The organism is Streptomyces sp. NPDC002867 (assembly GCF_053591895.1).
This window is the reverse complement of record NZ_JBSFUR010000002.1, coordinates 275,955-295,010: the sequence shown is the minus strand read 5'-3', so window position 1 is coordinate 295,010 and position 19,056 is coordinate 275,955. Positions and strand designations below refer to the sequence as shown.

Below are 19,056 nucleotides of genomic sequence, written 5' to 3'. Positions count from 1 at the left end.
GGCGGCGAGTCCGTCCCATTCGGCGTCACGGTCGAAGACGCGAGACGGCTTGGGGGGACGTGGCTGACTCCGCACGGGACCGCCTCAGGACTACACCCCTAAGGACTGTACTCCTCACGTGAGGATTCGCCCGAGGAGCCGGGATCGTCGCCGACGGACAGCTCGTCCCGTGGGCGGGAGACCGACACGGCTCAGGCGGCCCTTGCGAGGTCGGCTCTGCAGTCGCGGCAGTGTCCCGGCGTCGAGGCGCGGAACGCGCGGTCGCACTTGTCGCAGTTCTGGAGCGGGTCGTGGACTCTCGGCGCGGCTTCGGCGGGCAGCGGGGACGGGAGCTGAACGGTGAGGCGGTGGGCAAGGAGTCCCGCTGGGTGTTTCACGGGGGCAGGCAGGTCGGCGGTAAGGGTGTGGCGTACGGCCTCGGGCGGGGCGTCGCGTTCGAGCCAGGCGGCGACGGCGGGAGCGAGGCGGCGGATGTCCCGCTCGGTCAGCAGCAGCCGGGGGTCGTCGCGCCGGAGACCGGCAAGGAGGTCGGTGGCCAAGCGGTACCGCTCCAGGTCGGGGACCTGCGGCTGAGGTAGCGGCGGGCGGGACCTCTGTGCCGGGGCGTCCGCCTTCGGCGGGGGTACGGGGCTCGGGGCGGGCGGCTCCGGAGCCGGGCCCGGCGCCTCCGGAGCGGGCGCCACGGGTTCCGGGGCCGCCGGGGCCGGGGCCGCCGGTGCCGGGGCCGCCGGTGCCGGGGCCGCCGGAATGACCCCATCCCCCACGGACGGCTCCCGCCCCCACACCTCCGGGTGGTTGTACGAGATCGTCCGCGTGACGAGCTTGCCTCCGGGCAGCCGCGCCAGGCAGCGCCGCAGATACCGGTGCTCCTCCAGCTCCCGCAGCGCGGCGGCAATACGCGCCTCGCTCTCCGGGAAGCGGTCGGTGAGCGCCTTGATGCCGACCTTCGCTCCGTCCGGCAGCGACTGGATGTGCACGGCGAGCCCGATCGCGGTGAGTGACAACTCACCATGCTGGGCGAGGTGGTTGCCCACGATCGTGAAGCGGTGGCTGTGGACCGCGTTGACGTGGATGACACCGAAAGCGGTGACGCGTCCGGGAACACGGGACGAGGCGAGCGAGGGCACGCTAATCTGCTGGGTATCCATCGGGAAGGGTCCACTTCCTCGGTGGTCAGGCCCTCGATCGGGATTGCGAGTCCCGGCCGGGGGCCGACGCATGTCTGCGGTTGTCGGGGCGAGCATATGCCAGCCAACCCATCGGAAACCCAACCCAGTTGGACAATCTCACCCGTGCGGGTGACGGGGGTGGGGTGGGGTGGGAAGGGTTCTTTCCCCGGTCCTTTCAAGGTTCTTCAAAGCTCTTTGCGTCGTGCGGCAGCGGGTCGCGGAACGCCGGGTCGCGCATCCCCGCGACCCGGCGCCACCAGTCACGATCCGAGATCCAAACTCCGCCCAGAGGGTCTTCGTGGGCACGGGCCCCGGCGTGACGCCCCAGCGATCGGCGAGCGCCTCGACGATGAACAGCCCCCGCCCGGACGCGGCAAGCGGACCGGGGAAGGTCGACGGCAATCAGGGGCATGCCCAACTGCCCACCCGCGGGCGCCTGCAGGCCATGCATCACGACCCACCATCAGATCGCCGCTCATGCGCCTCGTAGAGTCACAACGGTGAACGCAGACAACACACTTGACACGCCGGACGCCTCCGACCGCGACCCCGACCTGCCCATGCTGACCGCCGCCCAGGCAGTACGTCTGCGGGCCCTCGCCGCTCCCTACGCCGAGGACGGCCACACCTTCTCCCTGTACAACCTTGCGCACCTGTGCCGCCGCTCGCCCGAGGACCGTTGGCCCGAGATGGTGGCGGCGCACTTCGCCGGTCTGCGGGAGGCGAGCCGGGGCGGCGCAGGCAACGAGAGCGCCGAGGAGCTCCTGCGCGGTGTGCATGCACGGCTGCTGCCCACCGAGTCGTTCACCCCGGACCTCGTCGGCGCCATGCGCTACGCGCGCCAGGTTGCCGACGGGCTCGTCTTCGCCTACGCCCTCGACCGGCCCACGTCCGTGCGGATCCTGACCGACCCCGACGTGGAGCGCGCCGGGCTTCAGGAGCTGGGGGAGGCGGCGTACGCGAACCTGATGCGCGTGCCCGTCGAGTACGAGGAAGTGGCCATCGAGGGCCATGCGTTGCTGCACTCCGTCTACGGGGACTCCCCGTTCGTCGCGAGCAAGGCGCTGTTCCTGTCCGAGGTGGCCCAGCAGGTGACGGGTGAGCCGCTCCCGGACGCCGGTGCCCTGGTCGCCGTGCCGACGCGGCATCTGCTGGCGTTCCACCCGATCACCGACGGGTCCGTGGCCGACGCCATCAACGACCTGGCCGCGTATGCCTACCGCGCCCACCAGGACGGCCCAGGCTCGCTGTCCCCGCGGGTCTACTGGTGGCACCGGGGCGGTCTGACGTCGCTCACGGTCATCGACCACGAGACCCGTACCTTCTCACTGCAGCCGCCGCCGGAGCTGTACGGGGTGATGAAGGGCCTGGTCCGCCTCGACCGCGCCGGACGTCTCGCCGGCCGCGCCACTGCCGAGGCTCCGGACATCGACAAGCTCACGCAGACCACGGTCGAGGCAATAGCCGGGCTCGCCCAGGACCCGGCCGGGCTCGGCGACGCCTTCGGCTCGGCCCTGGAACTCGCCCACGCCCACTGCGCCACCGACCCCCACGTGGCGCGCATCGAGGGCTGGGACGCGTGGGCGGCCGCCGTGCAACTCGGCTCGGCGCTGTTCACCGGCGCGCAGCCGCAGGAGTGCCACCTGGGAGAGGACCTCGTGCGGCAGCTGCCCGCCATCTCCGCCGAGCCGCCCGCCGACGCCCGCGCCTGGCTCGACGCCTTCTATGTGTCGGTCGTCTGCCGCCAGCGGGACCGCGTCACTCGGCTCTGCCGGGTGCCGCTGGAGATGCTGCGCCAGGACGACTCCGTCGACGAGTACGTCCTGCACTGGATCGACACGCTGCAGACCTACTGGGCCCAGCGTCCCATGGACGACGTCGTGGAGAAACTGATCGCCACGATGAAGACGTCCGCGCCGGAGGCCGTGACCCGGGCGCCGAAGGACTTCGTGGACCTCGTCGACTACCAGCCGGCCGCCCTCTTCCACCGCCTGATCACCCGCGACCACGACGCCTTCGCCGAGGCACTCACGAAAGCCCTCGCACACCACGCCACCTACTGGGGCGAATCGACGGCACCGCGCTCCCGGGTGGCACTCGGACCGCTGGCGATGGCGAGCCTGGCGTACGACTACGGGTTCCCCGTCGAGGGCAAGCAGCCGTACCTGCCGACGTATCTGCTCAACCGCGAACGGATCGAGGACATCCCGGGCTGAGGGCCTCCCGGCTCGGCCAGGTCGTCAGCGCACGTCAGCACGACGGGCACACCGAGCGTCACAGCAGGTCGGTGAGATCCGGCCCGAGTCCGTCGATGATGTCGGGGGCCTTGATTCCATGCCCTTCGGCGACGCCGAAGTAGGTCGGCTCACCGGGCTCGGCCGCGACCCTCAACAGACCGTCCAAGTCATGAAGTGCCGCCGAAAGGCGCGGAGCATTGCTCGCGTACACGGCGGGATGCGGCTGGCCCCGAAAGTTGCACGGGCCCCAAACGTCGTGGTGAACCGACAGTCCCGCCGAATGCCCGATCGAGTCGGGGCATACGGTGAGTTCGACCAGGCGGGGTTCGCGTTGACGGCGACCTTCTGCGTCGAGCCACGTACCGGGACCGACCACCAGAATCGCCGACATATCTGCGGCAGGGTGTCCAACCGGCCTGCACGCACGCACACGTTCAACGGTCGCCGCATCGTCCAGCGATACTCCCGCCATGTCGAGGCGACTGTGGATCCCGAGGCCACCCTTGCCGGCTTCGAACCAGCTCCACTCCAGGGAGACCGGATCCAGCAACTCGTGCTCGTACAGAACGGCGGACATACGGGCTGCCGTCTGGAGAGCCGCCTGCAACCCCGGTTCCGCCACGTCGTCGAGATCCCAGAACCACGAGCCGCATTCCCTCGGCGCGCGGATCAGTCTTGGCATGGAACCTCCCTTACGGACAGACGCCCTCGCGGAAACACGGGGACGGACCTGGCCCGTCGACCGGCACCAACCTGCCCGCTGAGATACACACGTCGCTCCACTGATCACGTGGGGAACTCGCCCCGCCAACCGTGGTTGAGCAGGTGCTTGGGGAGGTACTCGGACTCGACGTCGATCGGGAGCTCCCCGTCGTATGCCCAGCAGGCAATGGCGAGTGGGCCAAGAGCCATGGCTCCGTCGATGTCGGTGGCACGTTCCTCGGTCAGCGTCCAGTACGTCTTGTGCAGCTTCAGGGCCTCTTCCAGAGCCGGGCTGAAGCCATCCATGTCCCTACGAACGAAGTGGTAGAAGAGGTTGATCGGCGGATAGAGCACGCCCTGCAGCATGTCTCGCGGCGCGATCCGCGCCACCGATGGATCCGACATCTGGAGTGAGGCCGTCAGCTTCTCCACAGGCCCCGGACGTCGCAGCCAGTACGTCTGCAGCGTGTCCACCCAGTGGTAGATGTACTCGTCGTACTGCCCCTCGGGCGAGCGCAGTCGCTCCAGCGGGATCTCGCACAGTTCCGTCATGCGCTGCGGTTCACGACAGATCACAGCCAGCCAGAACGCGGTCAGCCATGTCCCGGCATCAGCGGTCGACAGTGGACCGGCAGCCGGAAGACTACGCACCTTCCGGTCGATACGGCACTCGACGGTCCCCTCGCTCACACCGGTCACGGCGAACAGTGCCGAGCCGATCTGCATTGCGTTGACCGCGGCCTCCCACGTCTCCACCGCGGCGGCTCGGGGATCGACCATGCAACGAGCACGCAGGAGCATGACAGCCGTACCGAAGGTTGAGTCGATCACAGCCGCCCATTCCTCAAGGCCACTGATCTCCCAGGCCAGGTGTTCAGTCAGCTGCTCCGCGAACCGCTCAGGATCGGGGCGCACCATGTCATGCCGGGCAATTCGTACGGCCACGGAAGCGTCCCCTTGCTGATGCCGAAGCGCTGTCAGTTCCAGCTCGCCGTTCTTCAAGCTCCTGCGCGCGTCACCCTTCTGGCCGATCTGCCCGACGTGGCCGAGCTTGGTTCGCCCGGAAATCGCCGCTGCTGGTGGTCTGCCTTCTTACGTCGGAAACTCTCCGCACCAGTTGCGCTTGATGAGGACGGCGGGCAAGTACTCGGACTCGACCTCGATCGGCATGCCCGCGTCGTGGGCGAAGCAGGCCATGGCAAGGGGCGCGAGCGCGACGAGGCCTGAGGCCTGGACAGACCGGCTCTCCTCGCTCCAGTACTCCTTGTGCCACTGCAGGGCGTTGGTCAGCGCGCGGGTGAAGCCGGCTTGGTCCTTGCGGATGATGCGATGGAGCATCTCCATCGGCGGGTAGAGCAGCTTGCCCACAGTCTCCGGGTCGGCGACGACTTGAGGGTCGGTGGCGTCGACCGCAGCAACCAGTTTCTGGCCGAGGTCAGGGCCGCCAAGCCAGTAGGTCTGAAGAGTGTCGATCCAGGCGTAGTGGTATTCCTCGAAGCGCGAACCGTTCTCCCGAAGCAGAGACATGGGCACCTGGCACAGGGCTGTGATCCTGTCCCGCTCCCGGCACACCACAGCCAGGTAGAAGGCGCTGATCCAGGCTCCCGGGGTCACGTACCACTGTGGGCCGGTGGCCTGAAGTGTGCGGTCCTTGTGCGCGATACGGCACTGCACGTGCTCCTCGGCCGTGGTGGCGGCGGCGAACACGGCGGAGCTCACCTGCATCGCAGTGACCCAGGCGTCCCACGTGGGGAAGATCGCCGCCCGCGGATCCAGCAGGCAGCGCGACTGCGCCAGGGTGAGCGTGATCTGCTGGGTGTCGCCCAGATCCGTGGAGTCAGCCTCCAGTCCGTCGATCGACTCCTGTGCGTTCTCCTGGAGCACGGCGAGGCCTTCTTCCGCGTTCCCTGTGGGAAAGGGGTGGCGGGGGATGGTCGCGACCAACGCGTTTCTCCTTAGAAGATTTTGAAGTGCTTGAGCCCGGCCCCAGCATACTTACCGTTGTTTTCGACAGCCTGAACAAGGACGTACCGCAGCGTCTTGTTCTTGATAGCCGCTCGTATCTCCTTGGCATACTTGGCGTCCTTCGGTGAGGTGAGCGCGCGCTCGTCCATGTCGGCCAGGATCGTGCGGACGTACTCAATGGTTCCCTGTTTCACCATGGTGCCGCTGTCTCGAGCACCGTTGCCCTGGCGCCAATCGAGCGTCCCATTTGGGCCTTTTGCCTCGACGATGATGAGGTTTCCGTCTTTGTCACGCCAGAGCTGGTCGAACCTCTTCGAGCCGTTGGGAGTGTCCGGAAGATCGGTGATCTCCCTGGCCCCTTCGAATTCCTTCTGCAGAAGCATGTGCCGGCGTGCGGCCTCCTCGCCGAGGGCCTCGCCGAGCTTGGTGTTGTTGGAGACGCCTTCGCCGACCGTCTTGTTGAAGTGCTCCTGCGCGTCGGCGAGCGCCTTCGCGGTCTCATCAGTCGGGTTGGCCTTGTAGGCCTTCTCCGCGGCGGCCAGGTCCATGCCTGCCACGCGATTGCCCGAAACCTCGTCGAGGTGATTGAGGTTATCCGGAGTAACCGTGTCCCGGCCCCTGTTCATGGGGTTTACGTGGTACTGCTCCGGGTTGGCGTAGGGCAGGTCGTCGGCGGCCATCCAACCGCCCCCTGGCTTCTCGACAAGCTTCGGCAGCAGCTGGCCGTCGACCATTTCCTCGGCATCGTTGCGCTTGCCTGGCCCCCACTTGTCGTAGTGCTCCGCGCGCCAGACCGGATCCTCGTTGGCCAGCCGGACGTGCTCGCGAGTGATCGCCGCCCGTTCTGCGGGAGTCCGCTCGTCAGCGGGCTTCTCGCGGGCAGCCTCGTACTCCGCACGGTGTGCCGCGTCCTCAGCGCTGCGCGCCGCGTCGTCCACGCCACCAGCACCCGGCGTCTCCGCGTGCCCGGAACCGCCTCCCGCACCGTTGTCCGGAGCGGGCCCGCCTGGAACACCGTTGTCCGCTGTCGAGCCGCCCGGCACATCGCGGCCGGCGCCGGCCGTGCCCGGCGTCTCCGTGCGGGGACCCGGGACCGCGTTGTCGCCGAGGTTTCCGCCCGGCGGCGTGCCGCCGCTGCCCGTGGTCGGGGTGGTGTCACCCGAGCGGCCCGCGCCGCCCACCCCGTTGTCCAAGCTGTTCGTCGGCAGGTTGTTGCCCGCTCCGCCGCCCGGCAGGTTGTTGCCGGCCTGGCCGGTGGGCAGGTTGTTCGCCCCGCCGCCCGGCGTACGGTCGAAGGCCCCGCCGCCCGGGGCCTCGTCGCCCACCCGGCCGACGTCGCCCAGGTCGCTGCCGAGGCGGACCCCGTCGTCGCCGCCGCGCGCGCCCACGCCCGCCATGGCCGGCACTTCGGCCGGGGTGCGCACCGGTGGGTTGTCCGCTCCCGACGTCGGGTTGGACACCGCGGGCGACCCTTCCTTGTGCGCCTGCTCGACGGTCTGCTTGACCGTGCCGTCCGCCGCCAGCAGGTTGCCGTCCTTGTCGAAGTACGACACCGAGCCGTCGAACGGGTCGGTCACCTTGGCCGTGCCCTCCGGCAGCGCCGTTGTGCCCTCCGGGACCTTGATCGCGCCTTCGGGTACCGGCAGGGAGCCCGTCGGGGCAGGGGTGCCCTCGGGGAGCTTCACCATGCCGTCGCCGAAGTCGACCGCGCCCGCGGGGATCGGGGTGCCCTCCGGGAGGCGGACCGTCCCGGCCGGGACCTCGAACGCGCCCTCCGGGACCGCCGCGCCCTCCGGCAGGTGCAGCGTGCCGTCCGGGAGCTTGAACGAGCCCTCCGGCAGCGCGATCGCGCCCTCCGGGATCGGCGGGAACTCGATCTTGCCCATGCCCTTGAGCCCGGCCATCACATCGCTGATCTTCGACAGGCCCGCACCCGCGCCCTTGAAGATGTACGTCGTCGGGTCGAGGGCCCGGCCCGCCTTGCCCGCCACTGACAGGACCTTCGCCGCCGCGCCCGCCTTGCCGGCACCCGCCACCGCGCCGCCGGTGCCGCCCGTGAAGACCGTCGTCAGCACGTTGAACGTGACCGCACCCGCGGCCCGGCCCGGGTGCGCGTCCCACTGGTCCCAGGCCAGCAGCGCCTTGCCCGTCTCCTTCATCGCCGTACGCGAGTCCCGGATCCAGGACGGCAGATCCTTCTCGTCGGCCGTCCAGAGCCAGATGGCGGTCCCGGGGCTGAGGGAGAGCGCGAGGCCGGTCGCCAGCTTGCCCAGGCCGACCCACGCCTGGCCCGCCGCGTCCCAGCCGTCGAAGCCGACCAGCGTGCCCAGGCCCTTGACCGTGCCCCACACTCCGTCGACGAAGAAGCCCTCCACGAAGTCCCCGGCGTGCTCCCACACCTGCCACCACGGAGTGGACTCCTCGACGGCATCGCCCCAGGGCAGGCTCTTGGCCTGCTTGAGGGCCTCGGCGTCGTAGCCGTACATGCCCTCTCCGTTGGAGCCGTCGTTCACCTTGAGCGGATCACCGTTGACCAAGGCGACGATCTTGTTGTGGCAGGCGCGTTCCGCCTCCTGGAACTGCGTCCACACCTCGGCGATCTTGTTGCGGCGCTCGAGGTTCTCCTCGATCAGATCGCCGTCCTCGCGCCACTTGTCGTCGTCCGCGACTTTGGTGCGGAACGCCTCGGCCTCCCGCTTGAGGTCCTTGAGCTGCTGCACCAGCGGACGGATGTCACTGGCGTAGGTGCCCAGTGCGCCTGCGACGGTACCGAGGTCCGAACTCAAGGTCGCGGCCTTGTCCTTGACCGGCTGCGTCACCGCGAACAGCTGCTCCGCCTCCGGCGCCTGGTAGAACGCGCGCAGCCCGCCGAACGTGGTGTGCACGTCGCCGGCGGCGGTCACGATCTCGGCACCGTCCCCGGACAGGTCCTTGACCGCCTTGTCCAGCTCTTCGAGACTGCCCGTGAAGACGGGTATCTCCGCCGGGTCGACCGGTGCGTTGCTCACTTGTCCCCCCCGGGCATGTCCTTCTTGAGCAGATCGAGACGCACCGACTTGGCGGCGTCCTGGGCCTCCTTGGCGGACTGCAGGTCGCCCTCGACGTATTCGCTGGTGGCCTTGGCGGCACCCAGGACGGCGGCCTGGATCCGCTTGCCCATGGCGTCGAGGTCCTTGCCGCGCTCCTTCAGGAACTCGCTCAGTGCCGCGGCCACCGGCCCCATCGCCTTCTGCGTCAGGGGCTTCCCGGTTGCTGTCGGCCCGTGCAAGGGTGTCTCGGCCGCCGAGCCCGGCACCGCCGTGCCCGCAGCCTGTGCCGCCGCCGACATGTGCGTGCCCATGTTCGTCAAGGCCTTCTCGAGCTCGCCGGCACGTGTGCCGGTGAGCTTCAACTGGCCCTGAACTCCCTGCGGCTTGATGTCCCACGCCGTCATGAACGTCCCCCTGCACAACCCGAACCGCCAACTGCACCACGAAGAAGACACACGAAGACCTGCGCCCGCTGGAACGGTTCACCTGCGGGCGAGCCCCCCTGCACGTCAGCCGATGTTGTCGACAGCTGCCTTCGCGCGCTGGATCGTCTGCTGCGCCGTCACGTCGTTCTTCTCCAGCGTCGTCTTCAGCAACTGGATGATGTTGCGAACCTCTTGCGAGGTGTTGTTCCACCGCAGTTCCTTGGCGTGGTAGTCGTCCGCCACGCCGTCCGCCTGGAAGTCCTTCATCGCGTTCTTCACCTGCGTGTCACGCGCCTGAATGACCTGCTCCAGGCGGGCGATCACCGCCTGGATGTTGCCCTGCGCCTCCGACGACGCACCCGTGTCGTACGCACGGCGGTCCTCACCAGCCATCACACACCACTCCCCGTAGAAGATTCGGAACCGAGCACTTCAGCCGGCCGTCGGGTCAGGAACGGCCCGAGAACCGCGCCAGGTCGAAGTTCGCGGACGCCATCTGCGTGTTCGCGTTCTCACCCTGCTCCTGGGTGCCGGTGCCGAACGCCGCGTCCATGCCCGCCTGACCGCCCAGAATCGCCGCCAGCGAACCGTTCAGCGCCGCCGTGATCTCGTCCGCACGTGACTTGAACAGGTCGAACGCCACCTTGCCCGAACCGTGGAACTTGCCCTCCAGCGGCTGCGCCGCCTGGATGAGCTGACGGATCAACAGCCCCAGGTCCGTACTGGACCCCTGCGACTGCGACTTCAGGGTCGACAGGACCTGCGCCCCCATGTCGAACTTCATCAGACTCCCCCGTCAGACGGATGATCGTACAAGTGCCATTCTAGGCAACCCCTATGACACATCCGCATCCTCAATCGCGTCACTGTGACCAACCCACGACAGAGACAGACCGGTTCCCGTCACGAAGGCGCAAATAGCCTTACTCGCCCTTCAGATGGCGCATCAGCCGATCGAAGTCCTGCCACCCCGACAGGTCCGACGGGTCACCGGGCAACGGGTAGTAAAGCGCCGGGCGGGTACGGGGACCGAGCTGGACGGGCCGCTCGGACTGCGGTGTCTTACGGGCGCGGTCGCCGGGAATCTGCCGGACCTCCTCCGCGCCGAGGACGAAGGCCACCGGGACACCCGGTCCCTCGAAGCTCGGCGGCACCGCCAGGTCGCGGCGGGCTTTGCGGAGTTGAACGAGCATCGACTGCAGGCGATGCCGCGTGGCGAGCGCCTCCGCGGCCCGGGGCAGGGCGTCCAGTGGAGGTTCCTCGTCGGATCCGTAGCCGAACGCGAGCGCGATGTCCTCTTCGACGCCCGCCGTCGTGCGGCTGATCCGAACCGTGGCCAGGGCAGGCCGGGACGGGCTTCCGACCACCACGACCCAGGTCGGCTCGGGCGCCCGTTCGTAGGCCACATCGGTGAGCCGGCGCGGTGACCACGGCAGGTTCGCGGGCTCCGCGGTGCCCCAGCCGGCGGGCGGTTCGCCGGTGAGCTCCCGCCACACCGTCTCCAGCGCGCCGCCGAGCACCAGGCGGTCGTCGGCGGGGTGAACCGTGCGGAACGACAGAGCCAGCTGGCGCTCGCCGGTCTCCGTGACCTCCTCGTAGGCGTCGGCCACCTCTGCCCGCCGGTCGTCGGGGGTCGAGTCGGCCGCCTCGACCGGCGCGAACAGTCCGTCCTGCCAGCGCAGTACGGCGCCGGACAGGCCGTCGTAGTAGCCGTCCCGCTCGTCCTGCACGACCCAGCGCGACGGCCAGCCGGGCAGAGCGTTGCGCACAGCCGGCGAGAGGGTGGTCCCCGCGGGACTGACGATCTGCAGGCCGAGACCCGCGTCGGCCGCGGCACGGAACGCGTCGGCCAGCCAAGCCGTCATCGCGACCACCGGGCGGTCCTGGATGACCACGGCGACCCTGTCCGTCAGCACGTCGACGGCGGGCTGCGCCGCGGCCGGTACGGGCACCAGACCCGCGCCGTCGCTTTCCACCACCGCGAGGGAGCGCGCGGCCTCCGGCGGATGGGCGGAGCCGCCGAGCAGCGAGACGAGCCGGGCCGCGAAGGTGCCTGCCAGCCGTTCGGCCTCGGCGATGCCCGTGGTGGCCCGGGCCTCGGTCCACCAGTACGGGACCTCCGGCGCCGTGGCCCCGAGCAGGCGCTCCGCCTCGCCCGGGACCTGCACGAGCATCGGGGACTCGACGGAGACGAAGGGCCTTCCCTCCGCGTCGCAGAGCTGGACGACGGCACCGTCGCCCCGAGCGCCCACGAGCTTGTCGGGGCCTCCCGCGAGCAGTCCCGCGAGCATGGCGGCGGGGTCGGGCATCCGCTGGGTGAGGGCTATGACGTCCTTGGTCATGGGGTGCTCGTCCGGTTCCTCGTCATGGGTGATCCTTCAGGGCCTTGTGCCGCTTTTCGACAACAGGTGCAGTCACCGGCCGGTGTACACGGTCTGGATCAGGCGGTTCGGCTGGCCCCTTCGAAGGAAAACGCCGCGTCCCGCGGGCTGCTGGGAGGCGTACACACCGGGGAACAGCTGGCCCTCGCTGCGGTCGCCCGCCATCAGCACAGCAGAGGCCCCCGATTCGCGCAGGCCCTGCACCAGCGGCTCGTACATGCCGCGCGACGCGCCCGCGACGCGGCGGGTCAGCACGAAGTGGAGACCGATGTCGACCGCGGACGGAATGTACGGCAGGAAGGGGCTGAGCGGCGACTGGCCCGCCGTGGTCAGCACGTCGTAGTCGTCGACGAGGACCACGATCCGCGGACCGCTGCCCCAGCTGCCCGGCTCCAGGTCCTCCAGGCGTGCGCTCTCGTCGGGCAGCCGCTTGTCCAGTTCGCCGGCGATGCCCGCGGAGAGGCCCGCGCACAGCTTGGCGTTGTACGCGTAGCCGCCGTTGAACTCCTCGGGGATCGCGCCGCGCAGGCTGCGCCTCGGGTCCATGATGGCGAAGACCAGCTCGTCCTCGCCGTACCGGTCGATGAGTCCGTCGGCGATCGTCCGCAGCAGATTCGTCTTGCCGCATTCGCTGTCACCCATGACCAGTAGGTGCTGGTCGTGCCCGAACAGATCGAGCATGACGGGCTCGAGCGCGGTCTGGTCGAGGCCGATCGGCACCTTGCGCGGCTCAGCAGCCGGGCCGGGCAGCACGTGCGGCTCCAGGACGTGCGGCAGAACCCGTACGGGCTGGGCGACGTCGCCGTTCCAGGTGGCGCGGACGGAGCGTGCGGTGCGTTCCAGGACGGCGCCGAGCTCCGAGGCATCGGCCAGGGTGTCGGTGCGGGGCAGCGCGACCTGTGCGAAGAGCTTGCCGTCGGTGAGTACCCGGCCGGGCTCGTCCGGTGACAGGGTCTCGGCGAGCTTGCGGTCGATGCTCGACTCGCTCGGGTCGTTCAGGCGCAGTTCGACACGGGTGCCGAAGTTCGACTGAGCGGCGATACGGACGTCGTTCCAGCGGAGCATGCCGGCGACGACGTGGATGCCGTAGCCGCCGCCGCGCTTGAGGATGTCGACGACGGCGTCGTCGAGTTCGTCGAAGTCGTCGCGCAGCGCACCGAAGCCGTCGATGACGAGGATGATCTCGGCCGATGCCAGTTCGGGCAGCCGGCCGGCCGCGTGCAGGGTGCGCAGCTGGTCGACGGAGTCGATGCCGTGCTCCCGGAAGAGGTCCTCGCGCAGGGCGAGCATGTTCCGTACCTCTTCCACGGTCCGTGCCGCGCGTTCGCGGTCGGCGCGGCCCGCGATGCCGCCGACGTGCGGCAGGCCCGCGAGGGCCTGGAGTCCGCCGCCGACCAGGTCGAGGCCGTAGATGCCGACCTCCTGCGGGGTGTGGGTCAGCGCCAGGGACAGGACGAGGGTGCGCAGGAGGGTCGTCTTGCCGGACTGCGGGCCGCCGATGACGGCCGCGTGTCCGCCCGCCACGGTGAGGTCGAGGAACCACTCGCCCTGCCACTGCTTGGTCGGGTCGTCGAGCAGTCCGAGCGGCACCGACAGCGCGCCCTTGCGCTTGGCGAGCTGCATGCCGCGCGCGCCGACGTCGAGCGGGCCGGCGACCTGGTCCAGGGCGATCGCGGTGGGCAGCGGGGGGAGCCAGATGCGGCGCACCGGAGCGGCTGCACCCGTCAGCTGGTCGACCATGACGCCCATCTCGGTGGGGCCGGTCTCGCGGCGGCGCGTCGTCTGCTCCTGGGGCGCCGAACTGTCCGGTGCCCCGAGCGTGTTGTACGCCTCGTACTCGAGGGCGAGGGGCCCGGTGTCCTCGTCCTCGACGCGCCGCACCGGTCCGCGGTAGGCGCCGGAGACGTAGCTCGCCTTGAAGCGTTCGTAGTGGCTGGTGTCGACCTTGAGGTAGCCGAAACCGGGCAGCGGCGGCAGATGGAAGGCGTCCGCGGTGTCGAGGACGGTACGGGACTCGTCGGCGGAGAAGGTGCGCAGGCCGAGCCGGTACGAGAGATAGGTGTCCAGCCCCTTGAGCTTGCCGCCCTCGATGCGCTGGCTGGACAGCAGCAGGTGCACACCGATGGAGCGGCCGATCCGGCCGATGGACAGGAACAGGTCGATGAAGTCCGGCTTGGCGGTGAGGAGTTCGCCGAACTCGTCGATGACGACGAACAGGTGCGGCAACGGGTCGAGGTCGGGGCGCTTCTCGGCGCGCAGCGCCGCGTAGTCTCCGATGTCCGCCACGTTACCGGCGTCCTTGAGGACCTGCTGGCGGCGCTTGACCTCGCCGGCGAGGGAGGCGTGGACGCGTTCGACGAGGCCGGCCTGGTTCTCCAGGTTGGTGATGACACCGGCGACGTGCGGGAGATCGGCGAAGGGGGCGAAGGTGGCGCCGCCCTTGTAGTCGACGAGGACGAGGGCCAGGTCCTCCGGCGGGTGGGTGGCCACCAGCGCGAGGACGAGGGTGCGCAGCAGTTCCGATTTTCCGGATCCGGTGGCGCCGACGCACAGTCCGTGGGGGCCCATGCCGAGCTCGGACGACTCCTTCAGGTCCAGGAGCACCGGCTCGCGGGCGTCGCTGATGCCGATGGGGACGCGCAGGAAGGCACGCTCGCCGCGCGGCGCCCACAGGTGCTCCAGGTCGAGCCGGGCCACGTCGTCGATGCCGAGCAGGTCGGCGAAGTCGACGGGCCCGGACAGCGGGGCGTCCACGAGGGACTCGGCGGAGAGCCGCAGCGGCGCCAGCATCCGCGCCAGGCCCTCGGCGAAGGCGATGCCGACCTCGTCCACGGTCCCGTGGGCGCTGATCGGTTCCTCTCCGCGCAGATCCTCGATGAACACCTGGTCGCCGTCGACGGTGATCCGTACGCCGACGTGACCCGGCTCCTGGATCCGCTGCTCGAGCAGATGGAGGACGGTGACGCCCATCTCGCGCAGGCCGACCGCCTCGTCGGGGCGCGGCAGGTCGACGGCGTCCTCGCCGTGCCCGTCGGTGACGACCAGCAGCCGGGAGTTCATGGTCAGGGCATCCTTGCCCGCCAGGCCGCGCCGCACCTCTGCTGCGTAGGAGGCGCGGCGGCGCAGCTCGGGTCCGATCTGCCGGGCGAGCTGGGGCGTGGAGGGGGCGATGCGGCGGGCGGCGACGGGACCGTCGAACTGCTCGGTGTCCAGCAGATGCGGCATCCACTTGGCCCACTCCCAGTCGCCGAGCCGATCGCCGGGTGCGGCGATCGCGATGGCCACGTCGTCGGGAGCGTGCATCGCGGCGGTCTGGACGAGCAGGGCACGGGCGACGCGCAGGCAGTCCTCGCGGGGGCCGATGACGGTGACGTTGCCGACACGGTCGAGGGGGACGGTGAGCGGGAGTTCGGTGCCGGTGCGGAAACGGGTGGTGAGTGCGGACGCCTCGTTGAGCATGAAGCGGTCGGGCGGTGTGAGGACGGACGAGCCCTGTTCGGCGATCTGCAGATCGCGAACCGGCATCTCCCCGGTGCCGACGCGCACCCGCAGGAAGTCGCCGTCGGCACGGCGGCGCTCCCACAGGCGCGCCGGGTCGCGGAGGATGTCGTACAGCGCGTGCGGCGGCGGGTTGAGCACGTCGGCGCGCTCGCGGCGCTCGCGTTCCTCCGCGGACAGCTCCTCGCGCAGTTCCTCCAGATAGGCGAGGTACGCCTCACGCTGGGTGCGGCGGGTGCGCTGGGCCTTGCCGCGCTGGGAGAAGACAAGCACCACGGAACCGACGATGGTGACGACCAGGATGATCGCGCCGAGCGCGGCGAACTGGCTGTTGCGGACGACCGTCATCATCACGACGGACGACATGACACCGGCGACAGGCAGCAGTGACATCGCGATGTTGCCGGCCTTCCCCTCGGGAAGGTTGGGCGGGGCTTCGATGGTGCGCGCCGTGGAGGCGGCCGGGGGCCGGGTGGTCCGGGCCGGGCGGTGTATCAGTCGGGTACTCATCGTCGTCCGTCGTTCAATGACGCTTCTGGGAGAGCTGGAAGACGGCGGCGGCCAGACGTGTGGCTGCCTGCCGTGTCCCACGGGCGAGCATGTCGGTACGGATCCTGCCGCCGGCCGCCAAGTGCCGGTCGTAGGGCAGGACATGGACGCGCGCGCCGGTGGACTCGAGCTTCCGGGCGGCCTTGTCGACGTCGAGCCCGGGGTGCGGCACCAGTTCGGTCAGCACCACGACCGTGCCGGCGATCAGATGCGGGGGCAGCCCCTGCATCCACTGGAGCACCGAATAGGTGCTGGTGACGCCTTCCAGGGTGGCGGGCGCGGTCAGGACGCGGGCCTGGGCGGCGGACAGGGCGACGCGGGCGACCTCGGCGGGCAGCGTCTCGCAGTCGACGACCGTCACACCGAAGTAGCGTCGCAGCGCGACCATGACCCGCTCGTACGCCCGCGTGTCGAGCATCGCACCGATCTGGCCCTGACTGCCGGGCAGCAGCCAGGCGTTGTCGGGGAGTTGGACGAGGTAGCCGGTGACGTCGAGCAGCGACATCTGGGGTTCGACGATGCCCGCGAGGTCACCGGTGGTCCAGCGCAGCGTCTCCGCACCGAGCCGCAGCGGCAGCGAGCCGAGCGCGGGATCGGCCTCGACGATGAGAACGGGGTCCTGCCGGTAATGGGCGTAGGTGGTGCCGAGCAGGGCGGTGACGGTCGACTTGCCGGCACCGCCGCGTATGGAGACGACGGCTATCTGCCGGCCGGTCGTCACCGGCTGCTGGAGCATCTCCGCGGTACGCGTGATCTCCGCGACCTCGCGGGCGGCCGACGACGTGACGGTCCGGCGTACGGCGCGGACGGCGCGGGCGGCGAAGGACTCGCCTCGGCGGGGCCCCCGTCCGGCAGCGGCCAGGTCTCTGTCGACGACGGGGCGCGAGTCGGGGGTACGGGGGCCTTGGCCGGCCGGGGCGTACCGGGTGGGGGCTGGGGCCGGCTGCGCCGGGGCGTGATGGCCGGGCTGGTGCGGCCCGCCGCCCTGGTGGCCTGCCGGCGGTCCCTGCCCCTGGGGTCCGGCCTGCGGACCCGGCGAGTACGCGGGACCAGCCTGCCGGCCCGGCGGGTACGCGGGACCGGCCTGCTGAGGCGCACCTGCGCCAGGGACTGCATACGGCGCCTGGGCGCCCTGCGCGGCGGCGGCCGGGCCGGGCACGGGCGCGCCCTGCGGCGGGACCCCGGGGGCGGGGCTCTGCACGGGGGCACCCTGCTGCGAGGCGGTACCCCCAGGGGTGCCGGGGGCCGCCTGCCCACCTGCGGCCGGCGCACTCTGCGGTGCGCCGCCCCTGAGGTCGCGCAGCACATCGCCCTGCCAGTTGTCTCCGTTCGGCATGCCTGCCCTTCTTGTCCGCCGTACTGCCCCGCGCGGAGCGCCTGCGTGTCACTCAGAACTTGTTGAGCAGCTGCCCGTACACACCGAACACGCCGACGGCGAGCGGGAAAAGGCCCACCACACCGATGGATTCGACCAGATCGGCCATGCGCCGCAGCCTGACCCGCACGTGCTCGGGTGGCTGGACCGCCAGGACGAGCAGCGGCAGCACCGCGGCCGCGCACAGCACGACGAGCGGCCCTGCACCACCGGCATGCTGCAACCACAGCATCACGAGACGTACGGCCAGGGCCGCTGCAGCTGCGAAGAGCGCCACGACCTCCGCGACCAGCGGAAAGGCCCGCGCTCTCGACAGGAGCACCACGGCGACGACCGACGCCAGCGACACCGTCCATACTGTCGGCCTCTCGGCCAGGGTCAGCAGCCAGCCGCCGGCAGCCGCCGAGACCGCGGTGGCCATCGTGGCGAGGGCAAGGCCGCGGTGTGTGGCCGCGAGCGCGTTGCCGACCTGGTGGCGACTGACGGAGGCGCCGCCCGAGCGGCGGTCGTCGAGTGCGGTGAGCCCCGATGCCATCAGGGCGAGCCGCGGAAGCATGCCGAGCAGCACCACGGAGAAGACGGCCATGACCGCTCCGAGCCGGGCCGGGTCGCCCTGGACGACGGCAACGGCCTCCCACACTCCGGTGATCGCGGCCGTGGCCATGGCGCCGATGAGACCGCCGCGGCCGAGCGGCGAGAAGTAGCCGAGCAGCGCCAGCATCAGGACGAGCGCACCCGCCACTGCGGCGAGACGTGCGGTCCCCGGCCAGGCGTAGGCGTCGGCGGCGGTCCACGCGGTGAGGATGCCGAGCCCGCCTGCGGCGAGCAGGAGCGCTGTCGCCAGGCCCCGATTGCCCTGACCGATCCGGGCGACGAGCGCACCGGCGGCAGAAAGGACGAGCGTGGTGGCGATGAGAGCACCGGCCAGGCCGTCGAGCGGGAACTCACGACGGGCGAGCACCGCGGCGATCACGGCGAAGGCGACGGTCGCCACGCCCGCTGCCACGCGCCGCGCCGCAGGACGCCAGCGCCATGCCTGGAGGTCGAGGTCGTCGGCCACCTGGTCGGTGACGTCGTGCACCACGGACGCAGGTGGCGCGGAGTGGGCACGGACGAGCCGGAGCACGGCGCCGTCGGCAACCTCCGCCGAAGCGAGCGTGCTGTCGTGCGGCAGCGCCGAGCCGTCGGGGGTGATCAACTGCCGTGTGAGCGGGCGCGATGCTGCTCGATCATCGAGCAACTGCAGAATGTCCGGGAGCAGTTGACCGATCGGGGTGTCGGACGGCAGGACGATGTCGGCCCGGCGCCGCTCGCCGACCAGGGTCACCCTGCTCAACTGCACCCGGGAGCTCGCTGCGGTGCTCACCACTTGTGTGAACCTATCATCGCGGCGGATTCGGCGGACTTCTCCGGTTCCGCTGTTTCCGTCGAGGTCGCCGGTCGCTGGTACTGCTGCTCCTGGAGTTGCTGCTTTTGCTGCTCGGCCTTCTGCTTCGCCAGAGTGTGCTGCAGGAAGGACCATCCGATGCACCCCGCGCACAGGACAGCCGCTATGGCGATGCCGGCGAACATCTTCCCGAGCCGCTCGTCCGCCGTACGCCGCGCCCGCCCCGCACCGAACAGCAGCGCGTCCCGCATTCTGCGTCGGCGTACCGCCACCGACTCCAGCAGCTGGCTGTCGTAGTCCCGCGACATCGCATCCCCCTTGTCTCGCCTCTGCAACATA

Annotated in this window: 14 protein-coding genes; 1 reads left to right on the top strand and 13 read right to left on the bottom strand. The window is 70.3% G+C overall.

The features are described 5' to 3' along the window. Positions 1 to 191: 191 nt before the first annotated feature. On the bottom strand, positions 192 to 1,148 hold the full coding sequence (locus tag ACWD0A_RS02880) for a helix-turn-helix domain-containing protein (RefSeq protein ID WP_451293950.1): 957 nt from the start codon (positions 1,146 to 1,148) through the stop codon (positions 192 to 194). Between the two features lie 521 nt (positions 1,149 to 1,669). On the opposite strand from ACWD0A_RS02880, the gene ACWD0A_RS02875 reads away from it, so the two are divergent. Further along, positions 1,670 to 3,385, top strand: coding sequence for an Imm49 family immunity protein (locus tag ACWD0A_RS02875; protein WP_451293948.1), 1,716 nt, complete (start codon positions 1,670 to 1,672; stop codon positions 3,383 to 3,385). Positions 3,386 to 3,443: 58 nt separating this feature from the next. Here ACWD0A_RS02875 and ACWD0A_RS02870 read toward each other — a convergent pair whose 3' ends face one another. From ACWD0A_RS02870 to ACWD0A_RS02815, 12 genes are all read right to left on the bottom strand, one after another. Next, on the bottom strand, positions 3,444 to 4,088 hold the full coding sequence (locus ACWD0A_RS02870) for a hypothetical protein (RefSeq protein WP_451293946.1): 645 nt from the start codon (positions 4,086 to 4,088) through the stop codon (positions 3,444 to 3,446). 104 nt (positions 4,089 to 4,192) lie between these two features. Beyond that, on the bottom strand, positions 4,193 to 5,053 hold the full coding sequence (locus ACWD0A_RS02865) for an immunity 49 family protein (protein ID WP_451294051.1): 861 nt from the start codon (positions 5,051 to 5,053) through the stop codon (positions 4,193 to 4,195). A 147-nt stretch (positions 5,054 to 5,200) separates the two neighbouring features. Next, complete coding sequence (locus tag ACWD0A_RS02860; RefSeq protein WP_451293944.1) at positions 5,201 to 6,052, bottom strand: immunity 49 family protein; 852 nt, start codon at positions 6,050 to 6,052, stop codon at positions 5,201 to 5,203. A gap of 11 nt (positions 6,053 to 6,063) precedes the next feature. Further along, the gene (locus tag ACWD0A_RS02855; RefSeq protein WP_451293942.1) at positions 6,064 to 9,081 is read right to left on the bottom strand and encodes a hypothetical protein; all 3,018 of its coding nucleotides are present in this window, start codon (positions 9,079 to 9,081) and stop codon (positions 6,064 to 6,066) included. Further along, positions 9,078 to 9,506, bottom strand: a complete 429-nt coding sequence (locus ACWD0A_RS02850; protein WP_451293940.1) for a DUF6507 family protein — start codon at positions 9,504 to 9,506, stop codon at positions 9,078 to 9,080. Before ACWD0A_RS02850 ends, ACWD0A_RS02855 begins: the two co-directional genes overlap by 4 nt. Positions 9,507 to 9,611: 105 nt before the next feature. Beyond that, on the bottom strand, positions 9,612 to 9,920 hold the full coding sequence (locus ACWD0A_RS02845) for a pore-forming ESAT-6 family protein (RefSeq protein ID WP_307714459.1): 309 nt from the start codon (positions 9,918 to 9,920) through the stop codon (positions 9,612 to 9,614). A gap of 55 nt (positions 9,921 to 9,975) precedes the next feature. Next, entirely contained in the window at positions 9,976 to 10,311 is a 336-nt protein-coding gene (locus ACWD0A_RS02840) for a hypothetical protein (RefSeq protein ID WP_307714460.1), read from the bottom strand. 139 nt (positions 10,312 to 10,450) lie between these two features. After that, entirely contained in the window at positions 10,451 to 11,869 is a 1,419-nt protein-coding gene (locus ACWD0A_RS02835; RefSeq protein ID WP_451293938.1) for a DUF6177 family protein, read from the bottom strand. A gap of 72 nt (positions 11,870 to 11,941) precedes the next feature. Beyond that, on the bottom strand, positions 11,942 to 15,916 hold the full coding sequence (eccCa, locus tag ACWD0A_RS02830) for a type VII secretion protein EccCa (RefSeq protein ID WP_451293937.1): 3,975 nt from the start codon (positions 15,914 to 15,916) through the stop codon (positions 11,942 to 11,944). 13 nt (positions 15,917 to 15,929) lie between these two features. Next, entirely contained in the window at positions 15,930 to 17,291 is a 1,362-nt protein-coding gene (locus ACWD0A_RS02825) for a MinD/ParA family protein (protein WP_451293935.1), read from the bottom strand. 52 nt (positions 17,292 to 17,343) lie between these two features. Further along, complete coding sequence (gene eccD / locus ACWD0A_RS02820; RefSeq protein WP_451293933.1) at positions 17,344 to 18,699, bottom strand: type VII secretion integral membrane protein EccD; 1,356 nt, start codon at positions 18,697 to 18,699, stop codon at positions 17,344 to 17,346. Continuing rightward, on the bottom strand, positions 18,693 to 19,025 hold the full coding sequence (locus ACWD0A_RS02815; protein WP_451293931.1) for a hypothetical protein: 333 nt from the start codon (positions 19,023 to 19,025) through the stop codon (positions 18,693 to 18,695). The genes eccD and ACWD0A_RS02815 overlap by 7 nt, the downstream gene beginning before the upstream one ends. Positions 19,026 to 19,056 lie beyond the last annotated feature (31 nt).